Annotated in this window: 11 protein-coding genes; 5 read left to right on the top strand and 6 right to left on the bottom strand. The window is 58.9% G+C overall.

Features of this window, described 5'->3' with window-relative positions; translation table 11 throughout:
- The first annotated feature begins 67 nt into the window (after positions 1 to 67).
- Positions 68 to 334, top strand: coding sequence for a DUF333 domain-containing protein (locus GNG29_RS12140; protein WP_103179824.1), 267 nt, complete (start codon positions 68 to 70; stop codon positions 332 to 334).
- Here GNG29_RS12140 and hslJ read toward each other — a convergent pair whose 3' ends face one another.
- Together hslJ and GNG29_RS12130 are read right to left on the bottom strand one after the other, a co-directional pair.
- Positions 335 to 748: a heat shock protein HslJ gene (hslJ, locus tag GNG29_RS12135; RefSeq protein ID WP_103179823.1), complete on the bottom strand. Its 414-nt coding sequence runs from the start codon at positions 746 to 748 to the stop codon at positions 335 to 337. It abuts the gene before it with no gap.
- Between the two features lie 571 nt (positions 749 to 1,319).
- Positions 1,320 to 2,309 (bottom strand): 2-hydroxyacid dehydrogenase, encoded by a 990-nt coding sequence (locus GNG29_RS12130; protein WP_103179822.1) that lies wholly within the window; start codon positions 2,307 to 2,309, stop codon positions 1,320 to 1,322.
- Between the two features lie 209 nt (positions 2,310 to 2,518).
- Here GNG29_RS12130 and GNG29_RS12125 point away from each other — a divergent pair, with 209 nt between their 5' ends.
- Genes GNG29_RS12125 through GNG29_RS12115 form a run of 3 tightly spaced genes read left to right on the top strand, consistent with a single transcriptional unit; the run spans position 2,519 to position 5,674 of the window.
- Positions 2,519 to 5,158 carry a YdbH family protein gene (locus tag GNG29_RS12125; RefSeq protein ID WP_103179821.1) on the top strand — a complete coding sequence of 880 codons (2,640 nt, stop codon included), beginning with the start codon at positions 2,519 to 2,521 and terminating at the stop codon, positions 5,156 to 5,158.
- The gene (locus tag GNG29_RS12120; protein ID WP_039028506.1) at positions 5,155 to 5,346 is read left to right on the top strand and encodes a YnbE family lipoprotein; all 192 of its coding nucleotides are present in this window, start codon (positions 5,155 to 5,157) and stop codon (positions 5,344 to 5,346) included. The genes GNG29_RS12125 and GNG29_RS12120 overlap by 4 nt, the downstream gene beginning before the upstream one ends.
- A 7-nt stretch (positions 5,347 to 5,353) precedes the next feature.
- Positions 5,354 to 5,674 carry a YdbL family protein gene (locus GNG29_RS12115; RefSeq protein WP_103179820.1) on the top strand — a complete coding sequence of 107 codons (321 nt, stop codon included), beginning with the start codon at positions 5,354 to 5,356 and terminating at the stop codon, positions 5,672 to 5,674.
- On the opposite strand, the gene feaR is transcribed toward GNG29_RS12115, so the two are convergent.
- A complete protein-coding gene (gene feaR, locus GNG29_RS12110) occupies positions 5,675 to 6,583 on the bottom strand; it encodes a transcriptional regulator FeaR (protein WP_156654620.1) in 909 nt (302 codons plus the stop codon).
- 236 nt (positions 6,584 to 6,819) lie between these two features.
- Here feaR and GNG29_RS12105 point away from each other — a divergent pair, with 236 nt between their 5' ends.
- Positions 6,820 to 8,319 (top strand): aldehyde dehydrogenase family protein, encoded by a 1,500-nt coding sequence (locus GNG29_RS12105; RefSeq protein ID WP_156654619.1) that lies wholly within the window; start codon positions 6,820 to 6,822, stop codon positions 8,317 to 8,319.
- Between the two features lie 320 nt (positions 8,320 to 8,639).
- Here GNG29_RS12105 and GNG29_RS12100 read toward each other — a convergent pair whose 3' ends face one another.
- The 3 genes from GNG29_RS12100 to tynA form a co-directional block, all read right to left on the bottom strand.
- Entirely contained in the window at positions 8,640 to 9,689 is a 1,050-nt protein-coding gene (locus tag GNG29_RS12100; RefSeq protein ID WP_156655488.1) for a GGDEF domain-containing protein, read from the bottom strand.
- A 40-nt stretch (positions 9,690 to 9,729) separates the two neighbouring features.
- Entirely contained in the window at positions 9,730 to 11,706 is a 1,977-nt protein-coding gene (locus GNG29_RS12095; protein WP_156654618.1) for an alkyl/aryl-sulfatase, read from the bottom strand.
- A gap of 315 nt (positions 11,707 to 12,021) precedes the next feature.
- Positions 12,022 to 14,289, bottom strand: coding sequence for a primary-amine oxidase (gene tynA / locus GNG29_RS12090; protein WP_156654617.1), 2,268 nt, complete (start codon positions 14,287 to 14,289; stop codon positions 12,022 to 12,024).
- Positions 14,290 to 14,340 lie beyond the last annotated feature (51 nt).

The raw sequence follows: 14,340 nt of genomic DNA, 5'->3' as shown, positions 1-14,340 counted from the left end.
GCTCTCGACGGACGCGGACGGGGTGCCTATTATGCATAGGTTTTGCAATTCAACGAGGGGAGAGATTATGCGCGCAGCATTTTGGGTTGGGTGTGCCGCTTTGTTACTGTCGGCCTGCAGCAATGAACCTGTTCAGCAGGCAACCGCCGCGCACGTCGCGCCGGGGATGAAGGCGGCGATGTCCAGTTCCGGCCAGGCAAATTGCGCCATGATTGGCGGTTCGCTGTCCGTTGCGCGTCAGCTGGATGGCTCCGCCATCGGCATGTGTGCGCTGCCTAACGGCAAACGCTGCAGTGAACAGTCGCTTGCCGTGGGATCGTGCGGCAGTTACTGATTATTCTGCGCGTTTGAAGACCAGCGTCGTCTCGGCCGTCGCCAGGGTTAATACATCTTCCGTCAGATCCACCTCTGTGCCGCTGCGCAGCATCGTTCCGATGGCGTGATCCAGTTCATTGAGCTGGGGTTCGGTGCAGAGCTTACGCGTCATGGCGAGATCGTTGACCTTCAGCTCGCCATCGGAGAGCTTGCCCTGGCCGCTGAAGCGGTTGCACATCACCCCTGAGACCGCCATTTTTTCGCCGAAGGTGATTTCCGGCGGCGTGGTGACCGGGGCGACGGCGGCGCCGTTGATGCTTTGCAGCACAAAGCGGTGCTGCTGGAGCTGTTCTTCCTGGACAGAGGCTTTCCCTGGGTTAACACAGCCTGTCAGCGCCATGCTGAGGAGCGTTACTGCGACGAACGTTTTCATGTTTCTTCTCAATATATTCACTTCATAAATAGCTAATGCATAGTCTATTGCGCTGGCGGGGATTGTCTTGCGGGTTAATCTGAAATGTGGGGGGATGGGTTTGGGGTTTGGGGTTTGTAGGCCCGTGCAAGCGTAGCGCCGCCGGGCAATGCACGGAATAATATGTTGCGGTGGAGGTGGTTCCGTTCACCTTGCGTTCGCTGCTTCTCTGTAAACCACGTCACCGGTGAACGTGTTAAGGGGGCTATCGCCGCCCCCTTAACAATCCCGGCTCCCGGCAAGAAAATCGCCGCTTCGCGGATTGTTCGCCCCATCCCTGGGGCTCACCCCTCCGGGGCCAGCGCAAGCGCTGTCCAAAATTGCTCCCGGCAATTTTGTCCTCAGCTTATTCCTCCAGGCTTTCGGGTCGGGCATAGCCTGCATCCATGCAGGCTATGCCCTCTCGGCGCGTCCATGCGCCTCGCCCCGGCCTTCCGGAAACGCTTCGGCGATTTTCAGCCGGACCAGGGAGCCGCTGTAGGCTAATTATTCCCTTAAGGATATGAGCTGCTTTAAGTTAAAGGCTCTTTCCTCAGAACAACGCGTTCGGGCAGGCTTCGCCTTTCTCCAGCTGACTCAGGTTACCCAGCGTCGTCTCCGAAATGCTGATCAGCGCCTCAGCGGTCAGGAACGCCTGGTGGCCGGTGAATAGCACGTTGTGGCAGGCGGAGAGGCGGCGGAAGACGTCATCCTGAATCACATCGTTGGATTTGTCTTCAAAGAAGAGATCGCGTTCGTTTTCGTAGACGTCCATCCCCAGCGCGCCGATTTTTTGCGTTTTCAGGGCTTCGATGGCGGCCTGAGAGTCAATCAGCCCACCGCGACTGGTGTTGATAATCATCACGCCATCTTTCATCTGGTCGAAGGCGCTCTGGTTCAGCAGATGGTAGTTGTCAGCGGTTAACGGGCAGTGCAGGGAGATCACGTCTGACTCTGCGTACAAGGTTGCCAGGTCGACATATTCCACCCCCAGATCCAGCGCGGCGGCGCTTGGGTACGGGTCAAACGCCAGCAGGCGCATACCAAACCCTTTCAGGATCCGCAGGGCCGCTACGCCAATTTTACCGGTGCCGATCACCCCGGCGGTTTTGCCGTACATGGTAAAACCGGTCAGCCCTTCCAGGGAGAAGTTGGCATCACGGGTGCGCTGATAAGCACGGTGAATACGGCGGTTTAAGGACATCATCATGCCGATGGCGTGTTCAGCCACCGCTTCCGGGGAGTAGGCGGGCACGCGCACCACCTGCAGACCCAGCTCTTTTGCCGCATCCAGATCCACATTATTAAAGCCCGCGCAGCGCAGGGCGATGTACTTCACACCCTGTTTTTTCAGCTCTTCCAGCACCGGACGACTGCCGTCGTCGTTAACGAAAATACAGACCGCGTCACACCCGTGGGCGGTTTTGGCTGTTTTTTCATTAAGCAGAAAGTCGAAAAATTCAAGTTCGAAGCCATACTCCTCGTTAACGTGCTGCAGATACTTTTTGTCGTATTGCTTTGTACTGTATACCGCGAGTTTCATAAGACTTTCTCCAGTGTGTTTTCAATTACGGTAGCATGATTAAAATAATCTTACAATTTATAAAATTTTATTGAATTCAATAAGTTCTATGGATAATTATGTAGCAACTATCCTTAAAAGTGGCGTTCGCTTCAACTGATCGGCTAAACATGCCACAATATTCGATACTGTCGGCTAATTTTTTCGCTAAATCAGGATATTAACTGCCCATGAGGGGTACATACAAAGCCGCGATCGCGCTACTGCTTCTGATCGTCCTTTTGCCGCTGACGCTACTACTGACGCTTGCGCAGTGGGTGCCTACGCTTGCCGGGATCTGGCTCCCCGCCGGGACCCGCATCGCCTTTGAAGAGAGCCCGCGCCTGACCCGCAGCGCTCTGGTCATCCCCGATCTGCGCTATCTGGTGGAAGAGTGCGAAATCGCCCGCGTCAAAGACGCTACTCTCAGCCACCCAAGCCGCTGGAAGCTTGACATCGGCGCGCTGGATCTCAACAGCGCCTGCCTGAGCAAAATCCCCGCCAGCGAGCCCACGCCCACCGCGCCGCGCTCCCTGGCCGAATGGCAAGCCCTGCTACCCAACACCTGGCTTAACATCGACCGCCTGACACTCTCCCCCTGGCAGGTGTGGGAGGGGAAATTAACCGCTTCGTTGACACCGTCCCTGCAAGAAATTGTCTACCACGGAGATAAGTTTAGCCTGCGGGGAAAACTACGCGGCCGCTCGCTGACGGTAACCGATGTCACGCTTAACCTCCCCGATAATCCCCAGCCGGTAAAACTGGTGGGGGAATTTACTCTGCCGCTGGTGCCGGATGGCCTGCCGGTGCAGGGGCACACGGTGGCGACCTTTACCGTGCCGCAGATCTCAACCCTTGTGGATGCCGAGCTTGAATGGCAGGACAACCAGGGCCAGTTGGTGATGATTGCCCGGGAGAGCGGCGAGCCGCTGCTGGATCTCCCCTGGCAGATCACCCCGGAACAGTTCACCATCAGCGACGGGCGCTGGCGCTGGGTTCAGGCCGGTGTTCCCCTGAGCGGACGGCTGGGGCTTAAGATCGATAACTGGCAACAGGGCACGGAGAAGGCTATCGTCAGCGGGCGAATGAACGTGCTGACCCAGGGCGATGCCGGGAAGGGCAACGCGGTGCTCACCTTCGGCCCCGGCAAGCTAAGCATGGACAACAGCGCCATGCCGATGCAGCTCACCGGCATTGCCAAACAGAACGACCTGACGCTGTACGCGAAGTTACCCGCCACGCTGACCGGCAGCCTTGCCGAGCCCCGGCTGGCATTTGCCCCGGGGGCGCTGCTGCGCTCCCGGGGGCGGGTTATCGACTCCCTGAATATCGACGAGGTGCGCTGGCCGCTGGCTGGCGTGGCGCTCACCCTTAACGGCATCGACGGTCGCCTGCAGGCCATCTTACGCGCCCATGAACAGGAGATGGGGGATTTCACCCTGCACCTGGATGGCCGGGCCAGCAATTTTCTGCCGGATAACGGATTGTGGCAATGGCGCTACTGGGGGGAGGGCAACTTTACCCCGATGCAGGCCCGCTGGGACGTGGCGGGCAGGGGGGAGTGGCGCGACAGCGTGATTGAGCTGAGCGCGCTTTCCACCGGCTTCGATCAGCTGAAATATGGCACCCTGCATGCCAGCGCACCGCGCATGGTGCTTGAGCGCCCAATCCGCTGGCAGCGCGACCCTGCCGATCCGCACTTCAGCGGCGCGCTCTCCTTCGATGCCGGAGAGACCACCTTTACCGGCGGCAGTGTATTACCCCCCTCAACGATCAAATTCAGCGTGGAGGGTAGCGATCCAACATTTTTCCAGTACAAAGGCACCCTTAACGCCAGAGCCATCGGCCCGGTGCAGCTGAACGGGCGCTGGGACGGGGAGCGTCTGCGCGGCCAGGCCTGGTGGCCGAAGCAATCCCTGACCGTTTTTCAGCCGCTGATCCCACCGGACTGGAAGATGACCCTCAGGGAGGGGGAGCTTTATGCCCAGGTGGCTTATTCCGCAGCGGCGGATCAGGGCTTTGAGGCCGGAGGCCACGGCGTGCTGAAGAGCGGTAGCGTCTGGATGCCGGATAACAAAATCAACGGGGTCGACTTTGTCCTGCCGTTCCGCTTCAGCCAGGGCACCTGGTCGCTGGGAACCCGCGGTCCGGTGACGTTGCGCATTGGCGAGGTGAAAAACCAGGTCACGGCCCGCAACATCACCGCCGATCTGCAGGGCGATTACCCCTGGAGCGATGCCAGTCCGCTGCTGCTGAGCGACGTCAGCGTCGATCTGTTGGGCGGTAAAGTGACCCTGCAGCAGCTGCGCATGCCCCAGCACGATGCGGCCCTGCTGCGGGTGCAGAATCTCTCCGCCAGCGAGCTTATCAGTGCGATAAATCCCAAACAGTTTGCCCTGTCCGGGCCGTTCAGCGGGGCGCTGCCCTTGTGGCTGGACAACGACAAGTGGATCATCAAAGATGGCTGGCTAACCAACGCGGGTCCGATGACGTTGCGTCTTGATAAAGAGACTGCCGATGCGCTGGTGAAAGAGAACGGGGCGGCGGGCGGCGCGATTAACTGGCTTCGCTATATGGAAATTTCGCAGTCGTGGACGAAACTCAATTTAGATAATCTGGGTGAATTAACCCTGGCGTCGACCTTGCGTGGCGCCAGCCGCGTGGAGGGCCAGACACAGGCCGTCAACCTCAACTATACCCATCAGGAGAACGTGTTTACCCTCTGGCGCAGCCTGCGTTTTGGCGACAAGCTGCAGACGTGGCTGGAGGAGCACGCGGCACTACCGGATAACCGCTGTCCGACAGGCAAGGAATGTAAGGAACAACCATGAAAAAGCTGGCCGGTGGCTTCACCGCGATTGTGATACTGACGCTGACAGGCTGCACGCCGAGGATAGAAGTGGCGGCGTCGAAGGAGCCCATCACCATCAACATGAACGTCAAAATTGAACATGAAATCCACATCAAAGTGGATAAAGATGTGGAATCGCTGCTGAAATCGCGCAGCGATCTCTTCTGAGGCCGCCATGAGAAAATACTTCACGCTCATTCTGCTGACGCTGGGGCTCTGTGCGCCCGCGTTCGCCCTGACCCTCAACGAAGCCCGCACCGAGGGGCGCGTGGGGGAAACGCTGAGCGGCTATATCGCCCCGCGCAGCCAGGATCGCGAAACCCTGGCGCTGGTGGAGCAGATCAACAAGGCTCGTACCGAGAGTTATCAGCGGCTTGCTGACAGCAATAACCTTCCGGTCGATGAGGTGGCCAAAATGGCGGGAAGCAAACTGGTTGCCCGCGCCCGCCCCGGCGAATATGTCCAGGGCGTCAACGGTAGATGGTTACAGAAGTGATTAGCGGTGGCGTTTGCGGTATTCGCCAGGGGAGATCCCAAAGCGCTGCTTAAATGCCGTGGAGAAGTGGCTATGGTCGGTAAAGCCCCAGCTGTAGCCAATGCCCGCCAGCTTCTCATCGTCACGAGCGCTACGTAGCATCTGCGCGCAGAGATCCAGCCGACGGTTCTTGATGTACTGCGCCACCACCAGCCCTTTCTCGGCAAACATCCGGTAGAGGCTACGCACCGACATCCCGCACTCCGCCGCAATCCACTCCGGTCGCAAATGTTCCGCCTGAATATGATCGTCGATGAGCGTCAGTACGTGGCTGAACTGGCGCGCCTTGCGCGGCTGCACGCTTTCACGCTGCTGCAATACCGGGCGCAGCAGACAGACCATCGCCTCCAGCGCGGCTTCGCTCTCGGTTTCACTCAATCGCGGATTGTTCATGCTCTCCTGCAGCAGACGATAGCTGAGCTGGACGGTAGGCAGGCTGTGGGAGAGTTTTTGCGCGCAGCTCACTTCCTGAAAACGAAAGTGCTGCTCAAGGATCTGGCGCGGGAGCAACAATGAGATCTGCCGGGATTTTTCCGGCCAGTAGATCGAGCAGGGGCGGGAGGCGTCGATCAGGGTGATATCCCCCGCGTTGAGCATAATTTGCCGGTCGTCCTGCTCCAGTCCCGCTTCACCTTCCAGCTGAAAGACAGTGTAGAACCAGGCATCGTTGCTGGTTTTAATCTCCTGGCGGGTACGAAACAGATTCACGCCGCCAGCGGTGACGGTGCTGAGCTTCAGGTTGCCGGTCCAGGTGGATTCCAGCTCGCCGTAAAACTCGCCGCTCATGGGCTGGGCCGCAAAACTTCCGCAAGCCTGATTAATCTGCGCCAGCCACTGCTGATAATTGTCCGTTTCCTTTGCACTCGCCATCGTCTGACCTGCTACGTCGTGAATGTTTAAACATTGTTGCATTTATGTTTCTAATTACCCGTGACATGGGGCGAAATATAGGCAAGAACACCACGGTGTAACAGAGCGAAACGGCACTATTGTCGCGTTTTGCGGAGCCTGTCACAGCCGACAAAGCGAATGTCACAGAGATAAAAGCGCACTGCGCAAACCCATCTTAGACTGCGATGACACCCTGCGAATAATAAGGAATCGCTATGTCTGATACACAGGTCGCAGTACTGCACAGCGTGCAGCAATTTCTGGATCGCCAACATGGCCTCTGGATCGAGGGACAACCGTCCGCCTCCGACAGCGAAAAGCGTCTGGATATCTTTAACCCGGCAACTGGTCAGGTGATTGCCTCTACCGCCGATGCCAGCGCGAAAGATGTGGATCGCGCGGTGATGGCCGGCTGGCGCGCCTTTGTGGCCCGCAGCTGGTCCGGCAAACTGCCGGCGGAGCGCGAACGTATTCTGCTGCGCTTCGCCGATCTGGTGGAGCAGCACACCGAGGAGCTGGCCCAGCTCGAAACCCTGGAGCAGGGTAAATCCATTAACATCTCCCGCGCCTTTGAAGTGGGCTGCACTCTGAACTGGATGCGCTACACCGCGGGGCTGACCACCAAAATCGCCGGTAAGACGCTGGATCTCTCCATTCCGATGCCGCAGGGAGCGCGCTACCAGGCGTGGACGCGCAAAGAGCCGATTGGCGTGGTGGCCGGGATCGTGCCGTGGAACTTCCCGCTGCTGATTGGCATGTGGAAAGTGATGCCCGCGCTGGCGGCCGGCTGCTCTATCGTGATCAAACCGTCCGAAACCACGCCCCTGACCCTGCTGCGCGTGGCGGAACTGGCAACCGAGGCCGGGGTCCCGGACGGCGTCTTTAACGTAGTGACTGGCAGCGGGGCGGTGTGTGGCGCTGCGCTCACCAACCATCCGCATATCGCCAGGGTGAGCTTTACCGGCTCGACCGCCACCGGGAAACAGATTGCGCGCGCCGCCGCCGATCGCCTGATGGGGGTGACGCTGGAGCTGGGCGGTAAAAACCCGGCGATTGTCCTGAAAGATGCCGATCCGGCATGGGTGATCGAAGGCCTGATGACCGGCAGCTTCCTGAACCAGGGCCAGGTGTGCGCCGCCAGCTCGCGTATTTACGTCGAAGCGCCGCTGTTTGATACCGTGGTGAGCGGTTTTGAGCAGGCGGTGAAATCCCTGAGCGTCGGGCCGGGCATGTCCCAGGAGGCGCACATCAACCCGCTGGTTTCCCGCGCCCACTGCGACAAAGTGCAGACCTTCCTTGATGAAGCGCAGTCGCGCCAGGCGGAGCTGATTACCGGCAACCGTGGTCCGAACGATCAGGGTTACTACGTGTCGCCGACGCTGGTGGTGAACCCGGACGCCAGCCTGCGCCTGACCCGCGAAGAGGTGTTTGGTCCGGTGGTCAACCTGGTGCGCGTCGCTGACGGCGAAGAGGCGCTGCGCCTGGCGAACGATACCGAATATGGCCTGACCGCCAGCGTCTGGACGCAAAACATCAGCAAAGCGCTGGAGTTCACCGACCGCCTGCAGGCGGGCACCGTGTGGGTGAACAGCCATACCCTGATCGACGCCAACCTGCCGTTTGGCGGGATGAAGCAGTCCGGCACAGGCCGTGATTTCGGCCCGGACTGGCTGGATGGCTGGTGTGAAACCAAATCGGTGTGCGTGCGCTACTGACGCCCGGCGGCGCTGCGCTTGCACGGGCCTACGGTCTGGTCGGTTTGCCGCACCGCACCGTAGGTCCGGTTAAGCAGAGCCGCCACCCGACACAGGCCGCACCGCACCGTAGGTCGGGTAAGGCGCAGCCGCCACCCGACACAGGCCGCACCGCACCGTAGGTCGGGTAAGGCGCAGCCGCCACCCGACACAGGCCGCACCCCACCGTAGGTCGGGTAAGGCGTAGCCGCCACCCGACACAGGCCGCACCGCACCGTAGGTCGGGTAAGGCAGAGCCGCCACCCGACATCAGACCGCACCGTGCCAACAAAACCGCACCCTTAGCAGGACCAGCGATTTCGTCCTGCATTTTTTGCCCGGTAGAGCGCGGCATCGGCCTGGGCGATCACCTCGCTGGCCGTCTGACCAGCGGTCAGCGAGGCGATCCCCATGCTGACCGTGACGCTGTCGCTGACCGTTGAGGCAGCATGCGGAATAGCCGCAGCGCGCAGGCTCTCCTGAATGCGCGCCGCCACCTGTTCCGCCACTTTTTCCGTCGCATCAAACAGGATCAGCAGAAACTCCTCGCCACCGTAGCGTGAGACCATATCGTCCGGGGTGCGCACCACCTGTTTCAGCGCCTGCGCCACTGCCGCCAGGCACTCATCCCCGGCCTGATGCCCGTAACGATCGTTGTAGCGTTTGAACTCATCGACATCGAGCATAATCAGCGCAAAATCGTTCCCCTGTTTGACCGCGTTTTCCAGCACGTTCTCCATCGCCCGGCGGTTAGCGGTACCGGTGAGCGGATCCTGGTGCGCAAGGGCATCCAGGCGAGCAATCAGCGCCTGGTTCTGCTGCTGACGCAGCCAGGCTTCATCAAACCAGCGCACTAAAATAAACCGCCCGTAAACCAGCACTACCGTAAAGATAAGCCACACCACGACGAAACGCAGGCTGATGCCCTCGTTCAGCACCAGGCTGGCAGCCGGCATCGCCGCCCACAGCGGCAGCGCATAGCTCATCAGCCCAACCGGAAAAAAATAGAGCCCTGCCAGCGCCGTCAGGAGCAGGGTGGTGCAGAGCGGCCAGGCGAAGGGCAGTTTCAGATGGGCGATAAACCAGACGGCGCAGCAGGCCCAGATCAGGCCTGCCAGCAGCAACAGCAGGCTCAGCCCGCGTTTTTTTTGCCAGACCAGCAGCAGGGAGAGGCTAAACAGAACAATGACCGCCAGCATCAGCCAATCGATCATCCTGGCGCTGAAGGCGTTCACCTGATAAAGCGCGTCAATGCCGTCGAACAGCCCATTACGCAATAAGACCATCAGCGCAAAGCCGATGTTGACGAGCGCCAGCCACGGCATGCTGAGAGTCAGTCCGCGGGTGACCATATCCCTGCGGGCGAAAGGCTCCGCCCGCAGGCTGGTGGGTTTACGGTGTAACAATGTTGAACCAGAACTCAAATTTATCCATATAGCCCAGCATGGTATCAAGTTTTGCCCCGTCACCGGTAACCTTCACCGCGCCGCTCTCCTCAGCCTGTTTCAGGGTGGTTTCCTTGAGGATGATTTTATTCAGCGTGTCGCGGCTCAGGGTGATGGTGGCGTCGGCGTCGGTCGCTTCGGCATTGGCGGTGTGGTTCAGCACCCCATTTTCCAGCTCGAGCTTGTACTTGCCGCCGTCGCTGCCGAGGTCGATGTTAAACACCGATTTCGCGGTTCCGGCTTTTTCACCGTTAATGTGAACCGCCAGATAGTCGAAGAACATCTCCGGGGTCATCGCCCGCACCGTATCCGGGCTGGCGGTGTTCGGGGTCGGCCCTTTCACCACGCCGTTACGCAGCTCCTGCGCGCCGGTGAGGTAGAAGTTACGCCACGGGCCCGATTCCGCCTGATAGCCTAACTGCTCAAGCGCGTCCGCCTCCAGGTTACGGGCCGCCTGGTTGTTCGGATCGGCAAAGACCACCTTGCTCACCACCTGCGCCACCCAGCGATAGTTACCCTGGTCGAAGTCGGTTTTGGCCTTCTGCAGAATGGCGTCGGCGCCGCCCATATAGTCTACATATTTCTTCGCAGCCTCTTCCGGCGGCAGCTCATCCAGGGTCGCCGGGTTGCCGTCGAACCAGCCGAGATAGAGCACGTAGGTGGCTTTCACGTCGTGACTTACCGACCCGTAGTAGCCCCGGTTAGCCCAGGTGTGCGCCAGCGAATCCGGCAGCCTGAAGTTTGCCGCAATTTCATCCCGGGTCATGCCCTGGTTCGCCATGCGCAGGGTCTGGTCGTTGATGTAGCGATACAGGTCTCGCTGGCTTTTCAACAATTTATTGACGTTTTCATTGCCCCAGGTTGGCCAGTGGTGCTGAGCCATCAGCACTTCGGCTTTATCACCCCAGCGCACAATGGCTTCGTTGATATATTTTGACCACGGCAGCGGCTCGCGGATCTTCGCCCCGCGCAGGGAGTAGGTGTTATGCAGGGTGTGGGTGACATCCTCGGCGGATTCGATCAGTTTTTTCTCTTCGATGTACCAGAGCATTTCGGACGGCGCTTCTGAGCCCGGCGCCAGCATAAAGTCATAGGTCAGGCCGTCGATGGTCTCTTTCTGTCCATCTTTTTCGATGATATTGGTCGGCGCAAGCAGGGTTACGGTCCCGGCGGAGGTCGTGGTGCCAAGCCCCGCGCCCACCTGACCTTTAGGATCCGGCTTCAGCAGGTTGCCATACATATAGCTGGCGCGGCGGCTCATGACGTTCCCGGCCATAATGTTTTCTGCCACGGCGGCTTCCATAAAGCCGGCCGGGGCGTAGATTTTGACTTTCCCGGCTTTGACATCGGCCTCATCCACCACGCCGCGCACGCCGCCGTAGTGGTCAACGTGGCTGTGGGTGTAGATCACCGCTACCACCGGTTTCTGCCCGCGGTTTTTGTAATAGAGATCCATCCCGACTTTTGCCGTTTCAGCAGAGACCAGCGGGTCGACCACGGTGATACCGGTCGCCCCTTCGATAATGGTCATGTTTGACAGGTCAAGGTTTCGGATCTGATAGACCCCATCCGTGACCTCAAACAGACCGCTGATATTAATCAGCTGCGCCTGACGCCATAAGCTTGGGTTGACGGTATCCGGCGCTTTGTCCCCCTCTTTAATAAAGGCGTACTGCTGGGGATCCCAGACCACATTGCCCTGTTCGCCTTTGATCACCTCGGTCGGAAGTGCAGCGATAAAGCCTTTATGGGCATCGGTGAAATCGGCATTGTCGGAGAAGGGCTGCTGGCTGAAGAGGGCATTATTGGCTTGCTGAGTGGCGGCGGCAGCCTCTTTTGGCGCTTCTGCGGCAAATGCAGGAGTGCCGGCAGAGATAAAAACGCCTGCAAGCGCAAGGCTTCTTGCTATCAAGTTGAATCTCATCCTAAAAACCTCTCAATGTTCATACAACGACGTAAGGGAGAACTTCGTGTGATGTCCATAAAAAACGTTTTAAGAAAGGCAACCCGGACGGCATGGGTATGATTAACTATAAGCAAGGAAAGCTGTTCAGAAAATAAACTACTTAAACTAAATTCAATAGCGGTGTAGGTCGGGTAAGCGCAGCGCCACCCGACAATGCCCGGCGGCGCTGCGCTTGCACGGGCCTACGGTCCCGTAGGTCGGGTAAGGCGCAGCCGCCACCCGACATCAAACCGCACCGACAAGAAAAAGCCGGGCAATATGCCCGGCTGTTTATCACTGCCCCTCTTTCTTCTTGCCGAGCGACGGCGTCTCGTCAAAGAAGTTCCACGGTTTGAGCAGGGCATGCACCCACTCGGTTGGCATGATCGGCCACTCTTCGGCGCGGGCCACGTGGGTGGTACCGGTGGTGATCCACACCACGTTATCCTGGTTATTCAGCGACTCGTTATCTTTACTGAACTGGCCCAGCCCCTGGTCATGGGAGGAGCGGTTCGGGAATTTGCCCTCCGGGTACATCTCGTTCGGATGGTAGCGGGTCACCCACAGCTGTTTATCCATAAAGCTGAGGCGATGATAGATCCACTCATCCGGGGCGAATTTCGCGCCGGTTGCCACCGGGTGCGTACCGCCGGCATAGGGGATGATCTGGTAAGAGACCGGATTACCCATGCGGTTCTCTTTGCTGGTGTTGCTCAGTAGACGAATGGTGCCCGGGTCAAATTTCTGTGCCGCCTGCTGCTCGCTGTCGATGTTGTACTGGTTAACCTGCATGGTACTGGTGCGCGGGCCGCCTGCGGTGTTCGGCTTCACCTCCGGATCCATCGCCACCAGGCTGTTGCTGGTGCCATCCACATCCAGATCCAGACGGAAGTTATAGATGTGCTGGTGGGTGGTGCCGACAATGTTGTGGTCAATCAGAGTGCCGTACTTCGTATCCTCTTTGGCGCTCGGGTCATGCATGGTTTTCGCCATCACCCCTTTTACCGCTTCGATACCGGTTGCCCCGGCATCGATGCCGATGGTGCCGTTTTCGTGGAAGATCCAGTCGAAGATGTAGTCATAGTTGCCCACGGTGCTGATCCAGCGCACCACCAGCTCGCGGCGTTCGGTGCTGACGTTCGGCTGATTCATCTCCTGGTGCTTATACTCCGGCCCGGCGTAGCGTTCAAAAATCGCCATCGCCCGCGGGATTTCCATCGGCGCACCGGTGTAATCCGGGATGGTCTGATTCAGCAGCACGGCGTTGGAGGGCACATCTTTACCGCGCACCAGCGGCGAGGTGAGGGTGCCCATGCCGTAGTCGCCGGAGTCCAGATAGGCTTTGAAGTACCAGCCCACGTCCGGGTCGCCGTAAGGGACAATCATCCCGCCCAGCGATCCCTCGTACATCACCTGGCGTTTTTTGCCGTTGTCGTTAAAGGTGACGGTGGAGATGATCGGCCCGACGCGGGAGTCGAGGCTCAGGTGGAAATCCCAGTTCTGCCAGTGGATCATATTGCCGGTAATGGTGTAGTTCTTGCCTTCCGGCTCCACAATCTCCAGCGGTTTGTGCACCACCGGTTCGCGGTCGCGGCCATCATAGGGGCGGGACTGCATCGGCACCGGTACGACAGCGCCTTCTTCAATTTTGACGATCTTCTTCTCGATCAGATCGACCACCGCCACCAGGTTCTCAATCGGGTGCGCCCAGTAGTTGCCATCGCCGGTATCCAGGTAGCTCACCACCTTCAGCAGGCGATCTTCCTGCTTCAGACCATCCTTACCGTCAAAGTAGCCGACGGTCAGCGGGGTGGTCATCACCTTTGCCGGGTCGTTGATGCCGCGTTTTTTCAGCGCCTCGGCATACTCCGGGCTGCCGGTGACGATCTTCTGCACCGCCATAAAGTCATCCAGCAGCACCATGCCGTGGGCGTCTTTGATCGGCTCCCAGTGCAGGATTTTCTTCTCCTGCAGATCCACTAGCGCTTCAACGATAAATTTGCCGTCCAGCAGGGTGATATTGGCCTGACGCGGCGCATCTACCGCCGTGCCGTTCAGCACGAAATCCCACACTTTGGCTTTGTCCGGCTCGGCCAGCGCGATCTGCGTGAAGCGGGTATTCGGTTTAAAGTCCGGCGAGGCTTTCACAATCCCGACGGCCTCTTTGATCTCATCCGCGGAGAGGGCGTTCAGCGGGTGCGGGGTCTTCTCGACCTGGAAGGTCTGGTCAAGGCCGGACTGGAACACATCGTTAACAAAGGTATCGGCGATCCAGGCCTTATTGTCTTTCATGACCACCGGCGCCTGCAGGGTGAGCGGTTTACCGTTGACCATAGCGGTTGTGGCACCCGGCTTCACTTTGATAAAGGCCCCATCTTTGCTGATGGTGAACATCTGGGCATAGTCGTCCCATTTCACATCAGCGCCAAATTCGGTCAGGGTTTTATCCATTTCGACCATATGTGCTGCACCACCGTGCGCCAGCACCTGGCCGGAAAAGAGACAGGCAACGGCCAACGCCAGCACCGTTTTACGTGGAGAAAAAATGGAGGAGCTTCCCATGATTAACCTCTGTTGTATGTGTTGTTATCCACTCGGGACCGCTGTTCTGCG

It is taken from the genome of Leclercia sp. Colony189 (assembly GCF_009740165.1).
Classification (GTDB): Bacteria; Pseudomonadota; Gammaproteobacteria; order Enterobacterales; family Enterobacteriaceae; genus Enterobacter.
The sequence above is the reverse complement of the archived record's forward strand: the minus strand, read 5'-3'. Positions and strand labels throughout refer to the sequence as shown.